Source organism: Streptomyces silaceus, assembly GCF_001419745.1.
GTDB lineage: Bacteria > Actinomycetota > Actinomycetes > Streptomycetales > Streptomycetaceae > Streptomyces > Streptomyces silaceus.
In genome coordinates this window covers 1-17,544 of record NZ_LIRJ01000452.1, presented here as the reverse complement: position 1 = coordinate 17,544, position 17,544 = coordinate 1, and the positions used below count along the sequence as shown (strand labels likewise).

General features: G+C 73.3%; 14 protein-coding genes and 2 tRNA genes. 3 read left to right on the top strand and 13 right to left on the bottom strand.

Features of this window, described 5'->3' with window-relative positions:
* The 4 genes from AOK22_RS33680 to AOK22_RS33665 form a co-directional block, all read right to left on the bottom strand.
* A partial coding sequence (locus tag AOK22_RS33680) for a DUF2797 domain-containing protein (protein WP_055702514.1) occupies positions 1-638 on the bottom strand: 638 nt, incomplete at its 3' end.
* A gap of 109 nt (positions 639-747) precedes the next feature.
* A complete protein-coding gene (locus tag AOK22_RS33675; RefSeq protein WP_157872351.1) occupies positions 748-1,398 on the bottom strand; it encodes a hypothetical protein in 651 nt (216 codons plus the stop codon).
* A gap of 134 nt (positions 1,399-1,532) precedes the next feature.
* Positions 1,533-1,605, bottom strand: a tRNA-Arg gene (locus AOK22_RS33670).
* Positions 1,606-1,812: 207 nt separating this feature from the next.
* Positions 1,813-1,903, bottom strand: a tRNA-Ser gene (locus tag AOK22_RS33665).
* 214 nt (positions 1,904-2,117) lie between these two features.
* Here AOK22_RS33665 and AOK22_RS33660 point away from each other — a divergent pair.
* A complete protein-coding gene (locus tag AOK22_RS33660; RefSeq protein WP_055702510.1) occupies positions 2,118-2,540 on the top strand; it encodes an SSI family serine proteinase inhibitor in 423 nt (140 codons plus the stop codon).
* 326 nt (positions 2,541-2,866) lie between these two features.
* Positions 2,867-7,606 (top strand): PAS domain-containing hybrid sensor histidine kinase/response regulator, encoded by a 4,740-nt coding sequence (locus tag AOK22_RS33655; RefSeq protein ID WP_079036994.1) that lies wholly within the window; start codon positions 2,867-2,869, stop codon positions 7,604-7,606.
* A 97-nt stretch (positions 7,607-7,703) separates the two neighbouring features.
* Here the strand turns inward: AOK22_RS33655 and AOK22_RS33650 are convergent, their stop codons facing one another.
* Positions 7,704-8,279, bottom strand: a complete 576-nt coding sequence (locus AOK22_RS33650) for a TetR/AcrR family transcriptional regulator (RefSeq protein ID WP_055702509.1) — start codon at positions 8,277-8,279, stop codon at positions 7,704-7,706.
* 257 nt (positions 8,280-8,536) lie between these two features.
* Between AOK22_RS33650 and AOK22_RS33645 the strand changes: the two genes are divergently transcribed.
* Positions 8,537-9,832, top strand: a complete 1,296-nt coding sequence (locus AOK22_RS33645) for an MFS transporter (RefSeq protein ID WP_079036993.1) — start codon at positions 8,537-8,539, stop codon at positions 9,830-9,832.
* A gap of 66 nt (positions 9,833-9,898) precedes the next feature.
* Here the strand turns inward: AOK22_RS33645 and AOK22_RS33640 are convergent, their stop codons facing one another.
* The 8 genes from AOK22_RS33640 to AOK22_RS33605 all read right to left on the bottom strand — a co-directional run.
* Entirely contained in the window at positions 9,899-11,548 is a 1,650-nt protein-coding gene (locus tag AOK22_RS33640; RefSeq protein WP_055702507.1) for a long-chain fatty acid--CoA ligase, read from the bottom strand.
* 133 nt (positions 11,549-11,681) lie between these two features.
* A complete protein-coding gene (locus tag AOK22_RS33635; RefSeq protein ID WP_079036992.1) occupies positions 11,682-12,263 on the bottom strand; it encodes a SigE family RNA polymerase sigma factor in 582 nt (193 codons plus the stop codon).
* Positions 12,264-12,442: 179 nt separating this feature from the next.
* Positions 12,443-13,312 (bottom strand): DUF1906 domain-containing protein, encoded by an 870-nt coding sequence (locus AOK22_RS33630; protein WP_079036991.1) that lies wholly within the window; start codon positions 13,310-13,312, stop codon positions 12,443-12,445.
* Positions 13,313-13,379: 67 nt separating this feature from the next.
* Positions 13,380-14,546: a lipid-transfer protein gene (locus AOK22_RS33625; protein WP_055702505.1), complete on the bottom strand. Its 1,167-nt coding sequence runs from the start codon at positions 14,544-14,546 to the stop codon at positions 13,380-13,382.
* A complete protein-coding gene (locus AOK22_RS33620; RefSeq protein WP_055702504.1) occupies positions 14,543-14,950 on the bottom strand; it encodes a MaoC family dehydratase in 408 nt (135 codons plus the stop codon). The genes AOK22_RS33625 and AOK22_RS33620 overlap by 4 nt, the downstream gene beginning before the upstream one ends.
* 20 nt (positions 14,951-14,970) lie before the next feature.
* Complete coding sequence (locus tag AOK22_RS33615) at positions 14,971-16,032, bottom strand: acyl-CoA dehydrogenase family protein (RefSeq protein WP_055702503.1); 1,062 nt, start codon at positions 16,030-16,032, stop codon at positions 14,971-14,973.
* Position 16,033: 1 nt separating this feature from the next.
* Positions 16,034-17,068 carry a bifunctional MaoC family dehydratase N-terminal/OB-fold nucleic acid binding domain-containing protein gene (locus AOK22_RS33610; RefSeq protein WP_079036990.1) on the bottom strand — a complete coding sequence of 345 codons (1,035 nt, stop codon included), beginning with the start codon at positions 17,066-17,068 and terminating at the stop codon, positions 16,034-16,036.
* Positions 17,065-17,544: acyl-CoA dehydrogenase family protein (locus AOK22_RS33605; RefSeq protein WP_279617104.1), on the bottom strand; the 480-nt coding region annotated here is incomplete at its 5' end. The genes AOK22_RS33605 and AOK22_RS33610, both read right to left, overlap by 4 nt.

The following is a 17,544-nucleotide window of genomic DNA, read 5'->3' as shown; positions in this document are numbered from 1 at the left end:
GTCCCGGAACCCGCCCCGAACCCGAACGCCCCCGAATGATCGACGGCCTCGAACGGCACCCGCTCCAGCGCCTCGGCCCATCCGTCGAGCCCCACGGCCCGCCCGTGCAGCCCCGCCAGCTCCCGCACCCGCTCCGCCCGGCCGGGCAGCCCGCCGCGGACCTCCCGCTTGCGCGCGTACGGCACCCGGTCCGGCACCCCGAGCGCCGCCCGCAGCAGTTCCTCCGTGCGCCGCGCCGCCATCAACGGCCCGCGCCCCAGCCAGCAGAAGGCCACGGCCCCCTGTTCGAGCAGCCGCGCGGGACCCCGTTCCTCCGCCGTGATCCCGACCTTGAGGAGGCCGGGACCGAACCACGCGAGATAGACCCGGTACGTCCGCGGATCGTCGGGCACCCCGTCCGCAGCCACCGAGAACGCCCGGTCGAGCCGCGCGCACTCCGGACAGCGCGCCTGCGTGGCCCGCCCCGGCACCACGGCCCGCAGCGGACACGGATTGCCACGCGCCCCCACGCACCGCCGCTCACCGACGGCCCGGAACCCGATGTCCGTCCCGTACGCGAGGGCGCTGACCCGTCCCCCCTGCCACCGCAGCACGGGCCTCCCGTCCGGCCATCCGAGCCCGGCACACCGCCACTCCACCGTCCGCGACTCCCTCAAGTCCGCGACTCCCTCACCCGCTCGGTGCCGGCACGTCTCCGCCACGGCCGCCGTCCCGTCCGTCCGCGCCGCCCCGGTCGGAGCGGGCGCCTCAGGCGGAGTAGACCAGCACCGCGCGTGCCGCATCCACCCGGGTCGGCGACAGCTCCGTGAAGGCGATGAGTTCCTTGCCGTCCGCGAAACGGCCGAGCCGCTCGCGCACGGCGACGACCTCGGCGGCCCGCTCGGCCGGCCAGCCGAGGTGGCGCACCAGTACGTCGGCGGGCACCGCGTTGACGTCGATCAGACCGCCGTCGTCGAAGGTGCGCGGCAGGTCGGGCCGCCCTATCCGCATCTCCGCGGCGGCGACGGGGTGCTCGGCCAGCAGTGCGCGGGCCTTCCTGCGCAGGTCCTCGCGTTCCATCGCGGCCCGCAGGACCTCGCGGTTGACCTCGCCGGTGCTCCGCCCGGCCGCGCCGCGCCCGCGCCGCAGCACGCTCATGACGGCGGCGGTGTGGGCGGTGCCGACGATCCACACGCAGGCGGCCAGTGCGACGGCCCAGTTGTCGGTCTCGTCCTCGGGGATGAAGACGAGGGCGAGAACGGCGGCGACCGCGTAGGCGACGGCGATGGCGGTGTTCCGCGCCCTCTTCGTCCGCCCCGCCAGCCACCCGAAGGGCACGGCGGTCAGCAGACCGACGGACAACAGCGGAACCAGGACCCACCACATGGCCCCGCGCACGGGGGCGTCTGACTTGCTCATGATGTCCAGATTTTACTTCCTTGCGAAGGTAGCCCTTATTGCCCTACCGGGTCGCCGGAGAGCCCTTCACGCGCCCTTCACGCAGAAACGACCAGAGGCCCCGACGATTTCCCGTCGGGGCCTCTGGCTCACTGTGCACTCGGCAGGATTCGAACCTGCAACCTTCTGATCCGTAGTCAGATGCTCTATCCGTTAAGCTACGAGTGCTTGTTCTGTTTTGTTTTCGTCTCCGCTCCCCGGCCTTTCGGCCCGCTCGCGGCGACAGGAAGAACATTACATGACTGCCGCCGCCATGTGAAATCCATTGGCCCGACCCCTTGTGACCTGCGGAAACCCACCCTGCGTGAACGTATGGGCGGACCCCGGACGCACCGAAGCCCCGGTCCAGACGGACCGGGGCTTCGGATCTTGGTGCGGAGGCGGAGGGATTTGAACCCTCGATGGGCTTTAAGGCCCAAACCGCATTAGCAGTGCGGCGCCATAGACCGGACTAGGCGACGCCTCCAACTTGCACACCTGCGCGAGCGCGGGGGTGCGTGCAGATGATGACACAGCCTGGTGGCGTGTCACCAATCGCGGCCTCCACGGTACTAGTCCCGCGGCCCGCAGAGCAAAGCGTCCCACGGCACCGCAACGTCGCGCGGCGCCCGGCGTTAGAGGCGGTAGAGCCACTGTCCCGGTCCTCTGTTCGCGGACCCTCTGTTCTCCTGGAGTCCCCCATGCTGCGTCGCCTCGTCCTCACCGCCGTCGCCTCCGCCGCCGCGCTGTCCGCCCTGCCCGCCGCCGCGCAGGCCGCCCCGGGGATCGTGGCGCCGTCCGACCGGCTCACGGTGACGGTCGAGGGCACGGGGGGCGCGGGAGACGGCACGTACGTACTGGAATGCCACCCCACGGGCGGCACGCACCCCGACGCGGCGGGCGCCTGCGCCCGGCTCGAAGAGGTCACGGTCTACGGCAGGGACCCCTTCGCGCCCGTGCCGGCCGACGCGATGTGCACGATGCAGTACGGCGGTCCCGCCACCGCGCACATCACGGGCACCTGGCAGGGCCGCCCCGTCGACGCCACGTACGACCGGTCCAACGGCTGCGAGATCTCGCGGTGGGACGGCCTGGCTCCTGTGCTGCCCGCGGCCGGTTCGTGACGGGTGAGTCCGGCCGGTTCGCGGTGGGGGGAGATCCGGCCGGTTCGCGGTGGGGGTCTTCGGCCGGTTCACGGTGGGTGGGTTCGGCTGATTCGTGACGGGTGGGCGCGACCGGTCGCTTCGACCGGTTCGTGCCCCGTGGCCTCGGCCGCCCCGTGACCAGGCGGTACCGAAAACTCACATCTTCTGCGTGTGACCTCCCTGTCATCCGGCGTCGCGCGCGCAACCTCTCCCCGTAGACTCCCTCCCGTGACACGCCACGGGCCGAGGGGCAAGATGGCCTGAGCGAGTCGGCAAGCAGCGGTAATCAGGGAGGAAGCGTCGTCGTGAGCAGCAGGCCATCCCGAGGCGCTGCTCGCCTCGCAGCCATACTCGACGCGCTCCCGGACGCGCTGGTCCTCGTCAACGCCAATGGCACGGTCGTGAACGCCAACGCCATCGCGCTGGAGGCGTTCGAGGCGCCGGGCACGGCGCTCGTGGGGCGCGGGCTGCTCGATCTGCTGCCGGAGTTCGACTCCCGGCTGATCCCCGGATCCATGCGGCGCCCGGACACCATCGACCAGCGCGGGCGCACCAAGCCCACGCGGATGGTCGCGCGGCGCACGGACGGCGGCGAGTTCCCCGTCGAGGTCACCAGCTCCCCGCTCGAGGACGGCAGGGACGCGTACGACAGCCACGGGTACACCGGCGACGAGCTGCTGATGCTCGTCGTGCGCGACCTGTCGGGCACCGTGGACACCGAGGCCGAGCTGGCGCGTTCGCAGCGGCAGACGGAGATGATCCTGCGCGCCGCCGCCGAGGGCGTCGTCGGCACGGACACCGACGGACGGGTCGTCCTGGTCAATCCGGCCGCCGCCCAGATCCTCGGTTTCCGCGCGAGCGACCTCGGCGGGCAGGACCTGCACGCGCTGGTCCTGCACTCCCGCTCCGACGGCGAGCCCTTCCCGTACGAGGAGTCCCCGCTCGCCGACACGCTCCGCTCCGGGCGCAAGCACCGGGTGCGCGGGCAGGTCCTGTGGTCCAAGAGCGGCGAGAAGGTGCCGGTCGACCTGACGACGTCGCCGGTGCGCGACGGGGACCAACTGGTCGGCGCGGTGATGACGTTCACCGACCGCAGGCCCTACGACGAGCTGGCCCGGAAGCACGAGGCCGCCGTCGCGCGCCACGCGGAGGAGATCCGCGCCGCCGCCGAGCGGCACGAGGCGGAGATCAAGGCCGCGGAGGAGCGGCGGGCCGAGGAGATCAAGGCCGCCGAGGAGCAGCGCGCCGAGGAACTCGCCGCCGAACAGGAGCGGTACGCGGCGCTCGCCGAGCGCGAGAAGGACCGCTTCGAGGAGCTGGCCGAGCGCGAGAGCACGCGGTACGAGACGCTGGCCGCGCGCCACGACCAGCTGCTCGCCGTCCTCGGTTCGTCCCTGCGCGGGCCCCTGGACGAGCTGCGCCGCGAGCTGGCCGCGCTCGCCTCGGACGACGCGGGTCAGCTGTGGCCGGAGGCCAACCAGGTCCTGCACCATCTGTCGGCCGGGTACGCCCGGATGACCACGCTCGTCGACAACGTCCTCGGCTTCCAGCGGCTCGACGCCGGCGACGACCGGCTCACGCTCACACCGGTGCTGCTCGACGCGGTCATCGCCACCGGTGTGGAGGGCGCGGTCGAGCTGATCGGTCCCGGGCGCGCGCAGTTCGCGGTGCACGCGCCGCCCATAGAGCTGGTGGTCGACGCGGAGCGGCTCGCCACCGCGGTCGCGCACCTCGTGGCCGACGTGGCGGGGATCGACGCGACGGGCAACACGCGCGCGGACGTCGGCGCGGGCGCCGGTGCCGCGGGCGGCTACGTGGACTCGACCATCGTCGTGGCCGCCGCCCAGCGCGGCGAGGTCGTCCGCATCGAGGTGCGGGGGCCGTACGCCGGGGGAGACCCGGTGCACGAGCCGATCGTGCGGGGCATCGTGCGGGCACACGGAGGCGTGCTGCAGACGCACGAGGTGCCCGGCATGGGCGGCAGTGCGTATGTGCTTGAGGTGCCGATCGTGGCCGCGGGTGCGGCGGGTGCGGGTGCCGGGGGTGCGGCTGCGGGTGTGGGTGTGGGTGCGGCTCCGGGTGTGGGTGGCTCTTCGGGTTCGGGGTCGGGGTCGGTTCTGGGTTCGGGTCCGGCCTCGGGTCCGGCCCCGGGCTCGGTGGTCTCTCCGGAGGGTGCTGGTTCCGGGGCGGGCTCTACAGGGGCTGGCTCTACGGGGGCCAGTTCCGGGGCGGCTGGCTCTACGGAGGCCGGCGGTGGCCTGGGCAGTTCCGTCGTGGTGCCCGAGCAGGCTTCGGCGGCCTCGGGCGGCGGGCGTCGGCGGGCCCGGCGTTCCTCTGTGGACTCCTTCCTGGAGAGCGGTCTTCCCGGAGCAGCGGATTCTTCCGGCGGTACGGAAGGCGGGACTGCCGTCCCGGCGACCGGTACGGGACGGCGCAGGCGCGCGGCGGGGGCCGCTCCGGAGAGCCCGGAGTCCTTCGGCGGCGCGGTGGCGATGGATCCGGCGGGGTCCCCGGAGGCGGGGGCGCACTCTCCGGAGACGTCCGGCGGGGCTGCCGGCGCGACGTCCGGTGGCACGGGACGGCGGCGTGGCCGCCCGAGTGCCGCCGAGGGCTCCGTGATGACGGCCGCCGAACACGCGGCCGGGTCGGCGGCGTTGGGCGAGACGGTGCCGCCGCAGGGCGTGCCCGTTCCCGCGGAGCCGACGGGACGGCGCGCACGGCGGTCCGGTGAACAGCGGGCGCTGCCCGCACTCGCCTCCGGGCCTTCGGAGACGTCCGGGACCGGCACCGACGCGGGTGCGGGTGCCGGTACGGCCCCGGGTACCGAACTCGCCGCGCTGGAGGCGGGCGGCGACGCCGCGCGTCCCACGGGACGACGGGCACGACGCGCGCTGGCCGCCGCCAAGGAGCGGGCCGCCGCGGAGGAGGCGAACAACGGGCGCGTCTTCGCGCTGCCGCCCGCCGCGGCCGACCGCGCGCCCGGCGAGGGCCAGGACCTCGTCGCCCAGGACGACACCGGGCAGCACGCCGCGGCGCCGCACGTCGGCGGGCCGCAGGGCATGGCCGGCGACCACACGCCGCCGCAGCCGCACCCGACGGAGGCCCCGACGGGCCGCCGCCGCTCCCGGCGACCGGTCGCCGAGGGGCCCGCGAGTGCCGTGAATCCGGCAGCTGCCGGGGCTCCGGCCGCTTCGGCTCCTACGGCTACTCCTACGACCGCTGGGGCTCCGGGGGCTGCTCGGACTGCGGGGGCTGCGGGGGCTGCTGAGGCTCCGGTGGACCCCGGTGCCGTTCAGCCGCCGCACGAGGCGCAGAATCATCACGAGCCGCACGAGCCACAGGGGCCGCACGAGCAGGCCGCCGAGGCCGGCCCGCTGCCCGCTCCGCAGCCGTGGCCCGACGGCACCACCCCGGCCGACGGCGTCCCGGCGCAGGGCACCCCGCACTCCGCGGGCACCCCGGCGCACGGCGTGCCGACGCCCGCCGCGGGCTCCGCGCTCCCGCCCGAGCACTGCCCGCAGTCGCGCGCGGCCCAGCCGCTGCCCGCCGAGGCCGCGCCCGGTGACCCCAACTCGACGCAGGGGCGCGCCATCAGCGTGCGTACGCTCGGGCAGGGCGTCCCGTTCGGGCAGCAGATCTCCGAGCAGCAGGGCGGTGCCGGAGCGCCCGCCCAGGGCCGTCAACAGCCGCCGCGCAACGCCCGCATCCCCCAGGCGCCGCAGCCTCCGCTGCCGCCGCAGGCGGGTGCCCAGGCCGGACCGCAGACCGGAGGACAGCAGGCCGGTCCGCAGACGGGTCCGCAGACGGGTCCCCAGACCGGTGCGCAGGCCGGACAGCAGGCAGGTCCGCAAGCCGGTCCGCAGGGGCAGGCGGCGGGTCCGATGCCGCAGGCCTCGCCGCAGTCACCTCAGACAGCCCCGGCGTCTCAAGCAGCCCAGGCAGCCCCGGCGCCTCAGGCGCCTCAGGCACCGCAGTCGCCCCAGGAATCCGCCGCCGCCCCGCAGTCGTCGTCCACGCTCGGCGGCTCCGTCAGCGGCTCCGGTCGCCGGCGCCGGCTGGCCACGCCGCCCGAGCCCGCCGCCGACGAGCGCCCCGAGGGCTCGGCCCGCCCGCACCCTCAGCCCCAGCAGCAGTCCGGGGCCCCCGGTTCGGCACCGGCGCACCCCCAGTCCCGTATCGCGTCCGCGACCGAGGGCACGGGACGTTCGTACGCCATCGGCGCGCCGGACGAGGACGCCGACGAGGGTCCCGAGCCGCTGGACGGCCCCGGCGGCGCCGTCGAGGTCTCGAACCGTCCCCAGCCCCAGCCGATGGACGACGAACTGCCGCCCGAGCCGCTGGACAACCCGCGCCGCCTCCTGGTGTGGCCCGCGCCCGACGTGCCCACCCAGCAGGCGCTCAGCGACCGCGGCTATCGTCCCGTGATCGTGCACTCCCGTGAGGAGGTCGACGCGCAGATCGCGGCGTTCCCCGCCGCCCTGTTCGTGGACCCGCTGACCGGGCCGATCACGCGTACGGCGCTCCAGTCGCTGCGGCAGGCCGCCGTGGCCGCGGAGGTGCCCGTCCTCGTGACGGCCGGCCTCGGCCAGGCGACGCGCGAGGCGGCGTACGGCGCCGACCCCGCCGTACTCCTGAAGGCGCTCGCGCCGCGCGACAGCGAGCAGCACCCGCCGCGCGTCCTGCTCATCGAGGAGCACGAGGAGATCGCGCTCGCCCTGACCGCCACGCTGGAGCGGCGCGGCATGCAGGTCGCGCGGGCCGAGAGCGACGCCGACGCGGTGACGCTCGCGGCGCAGATGCGGCCGAACCTCGTGGTGATGGACCTGCTCCAGGTGCGCCGCCGCCGGGCCGGGATCGTCGACTGGCTGCGGGCGAACGGTCAGCTGAACCGCACCCCGCTGGTCGTCTACACCGCGGCCGTCGACGAGACGGAGCTGCCGAGGCTCGCGGCCGGCGAGACGGTGCTGTTCCTGGCGGAGCGCTCCACCAGCAGTGAGGTGCAGGGGCGGATCGTGGACCTGCTGGCGAAGATCGGCACGAACTGACGGGTCGGCCGGCGGGCCGGCGGACCGGTCTTGGCGGGCTGACGCGCTGACGGGCAGCCCGGGGTGGTGGGCAGCCCGGGGTGGTGGGTGACCGGTCTCAGGCCGTGATGCGCCGCACCGCCGCCTTGATGGAGGCGCGCAGCCGCTGCCGGTCGGCGTCCTCGTCGCCGACGAGGATCCGCCGCATCTGCGGTACGGCCGTGGACCAGCCGGCCAGCGCGACGACCATGAAGAGCAGGTGGGGCGCGGGGATCTCGTCGCTGATGACGCCCCGGGCCTGCGCGTCGGCGAGCACGGCGACCTTGCGGTCGTAGTGGTCGCGGCGCTCCCGCTCGTCGGGCAGCTCGTCCGTGCCGTACTCGATGCCTTCCCAGAAGAGCAGGCGCAGCAGTTCGGGATGGGCGGCGTGGTAGTCCATCAGCCGGTCCATCCAGCCGTCCAGGTCATCAGCGTCGACCGGATTGGCGATCGCCATGTCCAGCATGCGCTTCTCGAGAACCTGGGTGAACAGCTCCGCCTTGTTGCCGAAATAGGCGTAGATGAGCTGCTTGTTGGCCTTCGCCTCGCTCGCGATGCGGTCGATGCGGGCTCCCGCGATGCCGTACCGGGCGAACTCGGCGACCGCCGCCTCGAAGATCCGCGCCTTGGTGGCCTCGGGGTCTCTCACTGCCATGGGCCCAGGGTAGGCCAACCCATTCGGGTAACCAACTGGTTGGTTGCTTGACACGGCGGCGTCGACGGGCGCAGACTTTTTCCAACCAACCAGTTGGTTGCCAACGTTTCCGCTGGTCACCGTCCTTCCAGTTGATCCTCACGCCGTCAGATCGCCCCAGTACGTCACGCCACACCACGTCACACCACGTCACGTCACACCACGTCACGCCACGTCGCGTCACGCCACGGAGCCGCGCGAAGGAGTCCTGCTCGCTCATGTCGTCATCAGCCCCGGCCTCAGCCACACCCCCGTCCACGTCTCCGTCCACGTCCGCGGCCGGCCCCTCCACCGCACCCACGTCCAGTTCCACGTCCACGCCTGTGTCCAGGTCCGGGCCTCGCGCCGTCCCGCCCGGTCTCTTCCTCCTCCTCATAGCGGTCTGCACCGCCGTGACCGCCGCCAACATCTACGTCGCCGCGCCGCTGCTCCCCCTGATAGCCCGGGACTTCGGCTCCACGCCGTCGGCCGTCGCGTGGATCGCCTCGGTGGCCCAGTTCGGGTACGCCGCGGGGCTGCTGTTCTTCGCCCCGCTCGGCGACAGCGTGAACCGCCGCAGGCTCGTCGCGGCCCTCTCCCTCGTCACGGCCGGGGCCCTCGCCCTGGGCGCGGCCGCCTCGGGGACGACCGCGCTCGCCGCCGCCGTCCTGGTGGCGTCCGCCGCGACCGTCGTGCCGCAGCTGCTCGTGCCGCTGGTCGCCGAGCGGGCGCCCGCGCACCGGCGGGCCAGCCATGTCGCGGCGCTGATAGCGGGGCTGTTCACGGGTGTCGTCGCGGCCCGCGTCCTCGGCGGTCTCGTCGGCCAGGCCTTCGGGTGGCGGTACGTCTTCGTGGGCGCCGCCGTCCTCACGGCCCTGCTCGGACTGGCCTCGGCCGCCGTGCTGCCCGCCGAGCGCCGACGCCGGTCGGGGCCGCTCTTCGCCGGGCTCGCCCAACTGCCGGGCGTGGTGCGGGGCTCCGCCGAGCTGCGGCGCGCCTGCATACGTCAGGGCGGGATGTACGGCGCGTGGAGCGCGCTGTGGACCTCGCTCGCCCTCCTGCTCACCGGGGACGGCGACGGGTACGGCATGACGACCGCCACCGCCGGGCTCTTCGGCCTCTTCGGCCTCGCGGCGTCCGTCGTGGCGCCGCTGGCGGGCGGCCTCGTCGACCGGTTCGGCGCGGCCAGGGTGGTCTCGGCCGCGTACGCCCTCGCGGCGGTGTCGGTGCCGCTGTTCTGGCTGGGCGGCGGGGCGCTGTGGGCGCTGTGCGCGGCGGCGGTCACCCTCCACATGGCGCTGGTGGCCGGCCACATCGCCAACCAGACGCTCGCCCTGACGACGACCTCCACCCCGGCCGTCGCCAACACCGCCTATGTGGTGGCCGGCTTCGCGGGCGGCGCGCTGGCGTCCGCCCTCGCCGGTACCGCGTTCACCCACTGGGGATGGACGGGCGTGTGCGCGATCGCCGCCCTCTGGCTGACGCTCAGCTGGACGACGACCGCGATACGCACCCGCAAGCCCGCCGCTGCCTGACCTCGGGCCCGAGCGACGTCGGACCCGAGAGACCCCGGATCTGCCTGGCCCCGGCTCTACCTGACCTCAGATCTGCGTGACGTCCAGCTCGCCGTCCGCGTACTGCCTGCGCAGGACCTTCTTGTCGAACTTGCCGACGCTGGTCTTCGGCACCGCCTGGATGACGGCCCAGCGCTCGGGAAGCTGCCACTTGGCGACGCTCTCCGCGAGGAAGTCCCGCAGGGCGACGTAGTCGGCGGTCGCGTTCTCCTTCAGGACGACCGTGGCGAGGGGGCGTTCGCCCCACTTCTCGTCGGGGACGGCCACGACCGCGGCCTCGGCGACGTCCGGGTGGGACATCAGGGCGTTCTCCAGCTCGACCGACGAGATCCACTCGCCGCCCGACTTGATGACGTCCTTCGCCCGGTCGGTGAGGGTCAGGAAGCCGTCCGGGGTGATCACGCCGACGTCGCCGGTCTTCAGCCAGCCGTCCTCGCTGAACTTGTCCTCGGGGCGCAGTACTTCGCCGCCCGCACCGCCGAAGTAGGCGCCCGCGATCCAGGGGCCCCGCACCTCCAGCTCACCGGCCGACTCGCCGTCCCAGGGCAGGATCTCGCCGCCGGGACCGACCAGGCGGCCCTCGACCGAGGCGGGGAAGCGGCCCTGCGTGAGCCGGTAGCCGAACTCCTCGTCGGTGCCGAGGGCGTGGGCCGGCGGGCGGGCGACCGTGCCGAGCGGCGAGGTCTCCGTCATGCCCCAGGCGTGACAGACCCGCATGCCGAGCCGGTCGAACGCCTCCATCAGCGACGGCGGGCAGGCCGAGCCGCCGATGGTGACCTGGCCGAGCGAGCTGACGTCACGCGGCTTGGCGGTGAGTTCGGCGAGCAGGCCCTGCCAGATGGTGGGGACGGCGGCCGCGTGCGTGGGCCGCTCCGACTCGATCATCTCGGCGAGCGGGGCGGGCTGCAGGAAGCGGTCCGGCATCAGCATGTTCACGCCGGTCATCAGGGTGGCGTGCGGCAGGCCCCAGGCGTTGACGTGGAACTGGGGGACGACGACCAGGGAGGTGTCCGCGTCCGTGAGCCCCATCGACTGGGTCATGTTGACCTGCATGGAGTGCAGATAGATGGAGCGGTGGGAGTAGACGACGCCCTTGGGGTCGCCGGTGGTGCCGGAGGTATAGCACATGGCGGCCGCGGTGCGCTCGTCCAGCTCGGGCCAGTCGTAGTCGGTGGGCTTCCCGGCGAGCAGGTCCTCGTACTCGTGCACCTGGGCGCGGGCGCCCGCCAGCAGGGAGCGGTCGCCGGGGCCCGAGACCACCAGGTGCTCGACGCTCGTCAGCTGCGGCAGGAGCGGCGCGAGGAGGCCGAGCAGGGAGCCGTTGACGATGATGACGCGGTCGGCGGCGTGGTTGACGATCCACGTCAGCTGGTCCGCGGGCAGCCGCAGGTTGAGGGTGTGCAGGATGGCGCCCATGCAGGGCACCGCGAAGTAGGTCTCGACGTGCTCGGCGTTGTTCCACATGAACGTCGCGACGCGCTCGTCGTCCGTGACGCCGAGGTCCTCGCGCAGCGCGTGGGCGAGCTGGGCGGTGCGCTCGCCGAGTTCGCGGTAGCTGCGGCGCTGCGGGGCGCCCTCGCCGGTCCAGGTGATGACCTGCGATGTCCCGTGCACGGTCATCCCGTGCCGCAGGATGCGGGTGACGGTCAGCGGTACGTCCTGCATCGTGCTCAGCACGGCGTCCTCCTGGGGCGACATCGCCTACGCGGCAGTAAGGGCTGCGCTGATTCTGCGCGCATACCGCGTGGTATGTCACTACTCCAGGGGATGATCGATCATTGGCCGTGTCCGGTCGGCCGCGCGGCCGTGCTCAGCGGACCGGCGTCAGTTCCGGATCCTCGCGGAGCTTGCCGAGCGCACGCGAGACCGCGCTCTTCACCGTGCCGATGGAGACACCGAGCACCTCCGCGGTCTGGGCCTCGCTGAGATCCTCGTAGTACCTGAGGACGACCATCGCCCGCTGCCGCGCGGGCAGCTTCATGATCGCGCGCCACATGGCGTCACGGAGCACCTGCTGCTCGGCCGGGTCCCCCGCCGGCGTCACATCGGGCTCGGGCAGCTCGTCGCACGCGAACTCGTCCACCTTGCGCTTGCGCCACTGCGACGTACGCGTGTTCAGGAGCGCGCGGCGCACATAGCCGTCCAGCGCGCGGTGGTCCTGGATCCGCTCCCACGCGACATAGGTCTTGGTCAGCGCGGTCTGCAGCAGGTCCTCGGCATCGCTCGGATTCGCGGTCAGCGAGCGGGCGGTGCGCAGCAGTACGGGCTGCCGCGCCCGTACGTAGGACGCGAACGACGGGTACGCCGAGGGGCCGGTGGCCCTGGCCGGACCCGTGCCCCGCGTCGCGGCCTTCGATGCGCCGGTGCACACGGACACCATGGATGCGGTCATGGCTCCACGCTAGAAGCGCCCCCTACCGCAGCGGATCGGCCGCAGGTCCCGAAGCGGTGTCCGCCTCAGGTTGTACGAATGGTGCTGGCCCCACCTCCTACAGGTGGAGGAGGCGGAGCACTCCCCTGAGGGTTCACCCCCTAGAGCCGCACCGGCGCACCCGTCGCTCGGCGCGCCGCCTAGCGCACGCGCGCCACGGGTGCGTGCACCAGATTGCGGTCGATCAGCAGGGTACGGCCGCCGTGCCGTTCCTTCACGTTCCCCGCGTACTGATGGATGCGCCGGGCCGGATGCCAGGCGCGCCCCCGCAGCTCGGGCTCGCGGTACAGGTGCGGCTTGGTGTGCCAGCGCGCGAACCACATCACCGCCGGCAGGTCCCGCACCCCCGCCCGCCGTGCCGCCTCCATGTGCCGCACGCCGGAGTCGGCACTGCTGTAGAAGCCGGGGACGTAGCCGTGCCTGCGCACCTCACGGTCCCAGGCGCGGACGAAGGAGAGCGTGGTGTGCGCGCAGCCCTGCTTCTGGTACGTATACGCCTCCATGTCCAGGTAGAGGGGGCTGAGCCGCCCCATGCCGAGTGCCTTCGCCCTGCGTACCGCGTCGCGTCCCTCCCGCTTGCCCTGGGCCCAGGGGTGCCGTCCGATGCCGACGCCCTTCTTGTTCTTCGCCACCACACAGGGCGACTGCGACCCCACGTACACCGGAAGGATCCGCCAGCCCATGCGGTTCACCGCGCGCATCCAGGCGTGGTCGAGGTGCGGCTGGCGCTTGCAGGCCCGGCCGCGGCCCGCGTAGTAGATCCCCACCGCGCGGTAGCGGGAGGAGCGCCAGCGCCGCATGGTGTCGACGGACTGGGTGAGGCAGGTGTCGAACGCCCGGCCGTGGAAGGTCGACATCCTGACGGCGGACGCGGCCGACTCGGCGGGGGCTGCGGGGGCGGCGGACGCGGCGGTGGCCTTCGCCGCGTCCCCCGAGGACGCGACGCCCGGTGGGGACGCGGCCAGGTCCAGGGTCAGGGTCGTCAGGACGAGGACAAATCCAATGATCATCTTTCGGAGTGGCATAGGGCGAGTGAACGGGCCGGACCCCCGCGCGGGCCCGGGACACGCGCCGCGTTCAGCCGTCCGACCCCAGAATCAGCCCCGATGTGGGGACCCCGGTGCCCGCCGTGACCAGGGTGCGCGCGGCGCCCGGTATCTGGTTCACGGACGTCCCCCGCGTCTGGCGGACGGCCTCCGCTATGCCGTTCATGCCGTGCAGATAGGCCTCCCCGAGCTGCCCGCCGTGCGTGTTCAGCGGCAGCCGCTCCTCGGCGACGAACGCCCCGGCCTCACCGGGCGCGCAGAACCCGAACTCCTCCAGCTGCATCAGCACGAACGGAGTGAAGTGGTCGTAGAGGATCCCCACGTCGATGTCCTTCGGCGCGAGCCCCGAGGTGCGCCACAACTGCCGGGCCACCACGCTCATCTCGGGCAGGCCGCTCAGGTCGTCGCGGTAGAAGCTGGTCATCTGCTCCTGCGCCCGGCCCGCGCCCTGGGCCGCCGCCACGATCACGGCCGGCGGATGCGGCAGATCGCGGGCGCGCTCCACGCTCGTCACCACGATCGCCTGGCCGCCGTCCGTCTCCTGACAGCAGTCCAGGAGCCGCAGGGGCTCCACGATCCAGCGCGACGCGGCATGGTCGGCGAGCGTGATCGGCTTCCCGTGGAAGTAGGCCGCGGGGTTGGTGGCCGCGTACTTCCGGTCGGTGACGGCGACATGACCGAAGACGTCCGGCGTCAGGCCGTACGCATGGAGGTAGCGCTGGGCCGCCATCGCCACCCATGACGCGGGCGTGAGCAGCCCGAACGGCAGGGACCAGCCGAGCGCGGCCCCCTCGGCGGACGGCTCGCGCTGCTGCACCCCGGAGCCGAATCTGCGGCCCGAGCGTTCGTTGAACGCGCGGTAGCAGACGACGACTTCGGCCACTCCCGCCGCCACCGCGAGCGCCGCCTGCTGGACGGTCGCGCAGGCCGCGCCGCCGCCGTAATGGATGCGGGAGAAGAAGGACAGCTCCCCGATGCCGGCCGCCTGGGCGACGGTGATCTCCGGGTTGGTGTCCATCGTGAAGGTGACCATGCCGTCGACGTCGGCGGGGGCGAGCCCGGCGTCGTCGAGCGCGGCCCGCACCGCCTCCACCGCCAGCTTCAGCTCGCTGCGGCCGGAGTCCTTGGAGAACTCCGTGGCCCCGATCCCGGCGATCGCGGCCCTCCCCCCGAGACTGTCGCGCGTCAGGACGCTCATGCGCCGCCTCCCGCGGGGAGGGTCACCGTGACCGTGCCGGTGACGTGTCTGCCGATGCCGTTGGCCCCGATGACCGCGACCGTGGCCGTGTCGCCCTCCGGGGTGGTCTCGACGCGGTCCACGGTGCCGGTCAACACCATCGTGTCCCCCGGGTAGTTGGGCGCCCCCAGCCTGATCGCCACCCTGCGCAGGACGGCGGTGGGGCCGAAGTGGTCGGTGATGTAGCGCCCGACCAGGCCGTTGGTCGTCAGGATGTTCATGAAGATGTCGGGGGAGCCCTTGGCCTTCGCGAGCTCCGCGTCGTGGTGCACGTCCTGGTAGTCGCGGGAGGCGATGGCGCCGGAGACGATCAGTGTGCGGGTGATCGGGATCTCCAGCGGCGGCAGCTCCTCGCCCTCCTTCATCCGGGCCGCTCCCTCTGCCTTCATGCCGGCTCCCCCTTCGCGATCAACTCACCCAGCTCTTCCAGAACTTCGCTCCCGCACCCCAGATACGCGTCCACCTGCCGCCCCCACAGGAAGTGCCGGTGCACGGGATGGTCGAGGTCGGCCCCCATGCCGCCGTGCAGATGCTGGCCCGCGTGCACGACGCGTTTGCCCGCCTCCGACGCCCACCAGGCGGCCGTCAGCGCGTGCGTGCCGAACGGCAGCCCCGCGTCACGGCGCCAGGCCGCCTCGTAGGCCGTGACGCGTATCGCCTCGGTGTCCATATGGGCGTCCGCGGCGCGGAGCTGGACGCCCTGCTTGGCCGCCAGAGGCCGCCCGAACTGCTCCCTCCCGTTCGTGTAGGACACGGCGCGGGCCAGCGAGCCCGCGCAGACGCCCGCCTGCAGTCCCGCGAAGGCCGTGCGCGCGCAGGCCAGCACCTCGTCGTACGCCGTCGCGTCCCCCAGGCGCTCCCCGGGGACCCCGTCGAGGACGAGCCGCCCCGCCGCCCAGGGCGCCGTCAGCTCCACCGGCTCCATCCGGGCGTCGGCGACCCGCACCAGCCACAGGCTCCGGTCGGCCGCGGCCACCAGAACCCGCGTCGCGTCCCTCAGCCACGGCACCCACGGCACCGTGCCGCTCAGCACCCCGCCCCGCGGCGCGCCCTCGGCCACCGCCACGCCGTCCCCGGCCACCGTCACCCCGCCCCGGGCCGGAAACGCGCCCGTGACGATCTCCTCCCCCTGACGCAGCACGGGCAGGAGCCGGTCCTTCTGCTCGGCCGTGCCGTGCGCGGCCACCGCCAGCAGGCCGTAGACACAGCTCGCCGCGAACGGCACCTGGGCCGTTGTCCTCCCCTGCTCCTCCAGGAGCAGCACCAGCCCGAGCAGCCCCACGTCCTCCACCGCGCCCGGCAGCCCCGCCGCGCACAGCGCCTTCCACAGCTCGGCGTCCGATCCCGTCCCCGCCGCCGCGAGCCGCTCCGGGGTCGCCAGATCACCGAAGATCTCCCCGGCGAGGTCCCGCGCCGCCGCCTGCTCCTCCGTGGGCGTGAAGTCCATGTCAGACCTCACCCCCCGACGCGCCCTCCAGGGCCCGGAACACCGGGAGCTCCAGCTCCGCGTCCACCCGCTGGAATTCGAGCCGCACCGGCATCCCGATCCGCACCTTGTCGCACGGCACCCCGACCACGTTGCTGACGATCCGCACGCCCTCCGCCAGTTCCACGAGCCCCACGGCGTAGGGAGGGTCGAAGGCCGGGAAGGGCGGATGGTGCATCACCACGTACGAATAGACCGTGCCCTCGCCGCTCGCCTCGACCGTGTCCCACTCGGGCGAGCCGCACGCGTTGCACCCGGGCAGCCACGGGAAGCGGAGGTCGCCGCAGCCGCCGCAGCGCTGGATCAGCAGACGGTGTGCGGCGACGCCGTCCCAGAAGCCGGCGTTGTCGCGGTTGATGACCGGGCGGGGACGCTTGCCCTTCGGTTTCCGCTGCGCAGGCGCGTACTTGAGGATGCGGAAGCGGTGCGTCCCCGCGAGTTCGCCGCCGGCGCGGACGTCCATCCGCGTCGTGACGAAGTGGCCCGTGCCGAGCTTGGTCGTCTTGCGCTCCGACACCGACTCGATCACCGCGTCGAAGGTGATCTCGTCGCCGGGCCGCAGCGCCCGCAGATACTCCTGCTCGCAGTCGGTGGCGACGACCGAGGTGTACCCGGCGCCGTCCAGCAGCGCGAACAGCTCGTCGTACGCCGGCGTCCGGCCCTCGTGCCCGGACAGCCCGCCCATCGTCCAGGCCTGCAGCATCGTCGGCGGGGCCACCGGATCCGCGCCCCCGTACGCGGAATTGCCCCCGTACGCGGGGTTGGTGTCGCCCATCGCCTCGCACCAGTGCCTGATCATCGGTTCGTTGACCGGGTCCTTGCCGCGCCCCTCCTCGGCCGCGGGCCTGCCCTCGAACGCCCGCAACTCCTCGTACGCGATGTCGCGCGGAGCGGCCGCAGCCGCCCTCTGCCCGCCCGTCCTCACCGTCGCTCCCTGGGTACTCGCCGTCTCCTGCGTACGTGCCGTCTCCTGCGTACGCTCCGTCCTCGCCGTCATCGCCGCCCCCTCCGCATGCCGAGCCGCATCGTCGCGACGATCTCCCGCTGCACCTCGCTCACCCCGCCCCCGAACGTGTTGATCTGCGCGGCCCTGTTCATCCGCTCCAGCTCGCCGCCCCCGAGACCACCCGGCGAACCGGCCCGCACCAGCCCGGCCTCGCCGGTGATCTCCTGACACATTCGGTACACCTCCACCGCCGATTCGGTTCCCATGAACTTCACGCCGCTGGCGTCTCCCGGGGCCAGCCGGCCCGCCCCCACATCACCCACCAAACGCCAGTTGAGCAGGCGCGTCGCCGCCAGCCGGGCATGCACCTCGGCCAGTCTGGAACGCACCCACGGCGCGTCAATCCGACGCTCGCCCGTCACCTGATCGGGTGTACGCGCACAGTCCAGCGCGGCGGCGTAGAAGTCCTCGGCCTGCATGCCGATCGCGGCGAGCGCGACCCGCTCGTGGTTGAGCTGGTTGGTGAT

Coding starts and splice junctions, on each gene's coding strand:
- AOK22_RS33635 (WP_079036992.1), bottom strand. CDS start 12,263: ATGACCGCATCCATGGTGTCCGTGTGCACCGGCGCATCGAAGGCCGCG.
- AOK22_RS33620 (WP_055702504.1), bottom strand. CDS start 14,950: ATGAAGGAGGGCGAGGAGCTGCCGCCGCTGGAGATCCCGATCACCCGC.
- AOK22_RS33630 (WP_079036991.1), bottom strand. CDS start 13,312: ATGATCATTGGATTTGTCCTCGTCCTGACGACCCTGACCCTGGACCTG.
- AOK22_RS33660 (WP_055702510.1), top strand. CDS start 2,118: ATGCTGCGTCGCCTCGTCCTCACCGCCGTCGCCTCCGCCGCCGCGCTG.
- AOK22_RS33645 (WP_079036993.1), top strand. CDS start 8,537: ATGTCGTCATCAGCCCCGGCCTCAGCCACACCCCCGTCCACGTCTCCG.
- AOK22_RS33610 (WP_079036990.1), bottom strand. CDS start 17,068: ATGACGGCGAGGACGGAGCGTACGCAGGAGACGGCACGTACGCAGGAG.
- AOK22_RS33615 (WP_055702503.1), bottom strand. CDS start 16,032: ATGGACTTCACGCCCACGGAGGAGCAGGCGGCGGCGCGGGACCTCGCC.
- AOK22_RS33625 (WP_055702505.1), bottom strand. CDS start 14,546: ATGAGCGTCCTGACGCGCGACAGTCTCGGGGGGAGGGCCGCGATCGCC.
- AOK22_RS33650 (WP_055702509.1), bottom strand. CDS start 8,279: ATGGCAGTGAGAGACCCCGAGGCCACCAAGGCGCGGATCTTCGAGGCG.
- AOK22_RS33675 (WP_157872351.1), bottom strand. CDS start 1,398: ATGAGCAAGTCAGACGCCCCCGTGCGCGGGGCCATGTGGTGGGTCCTG.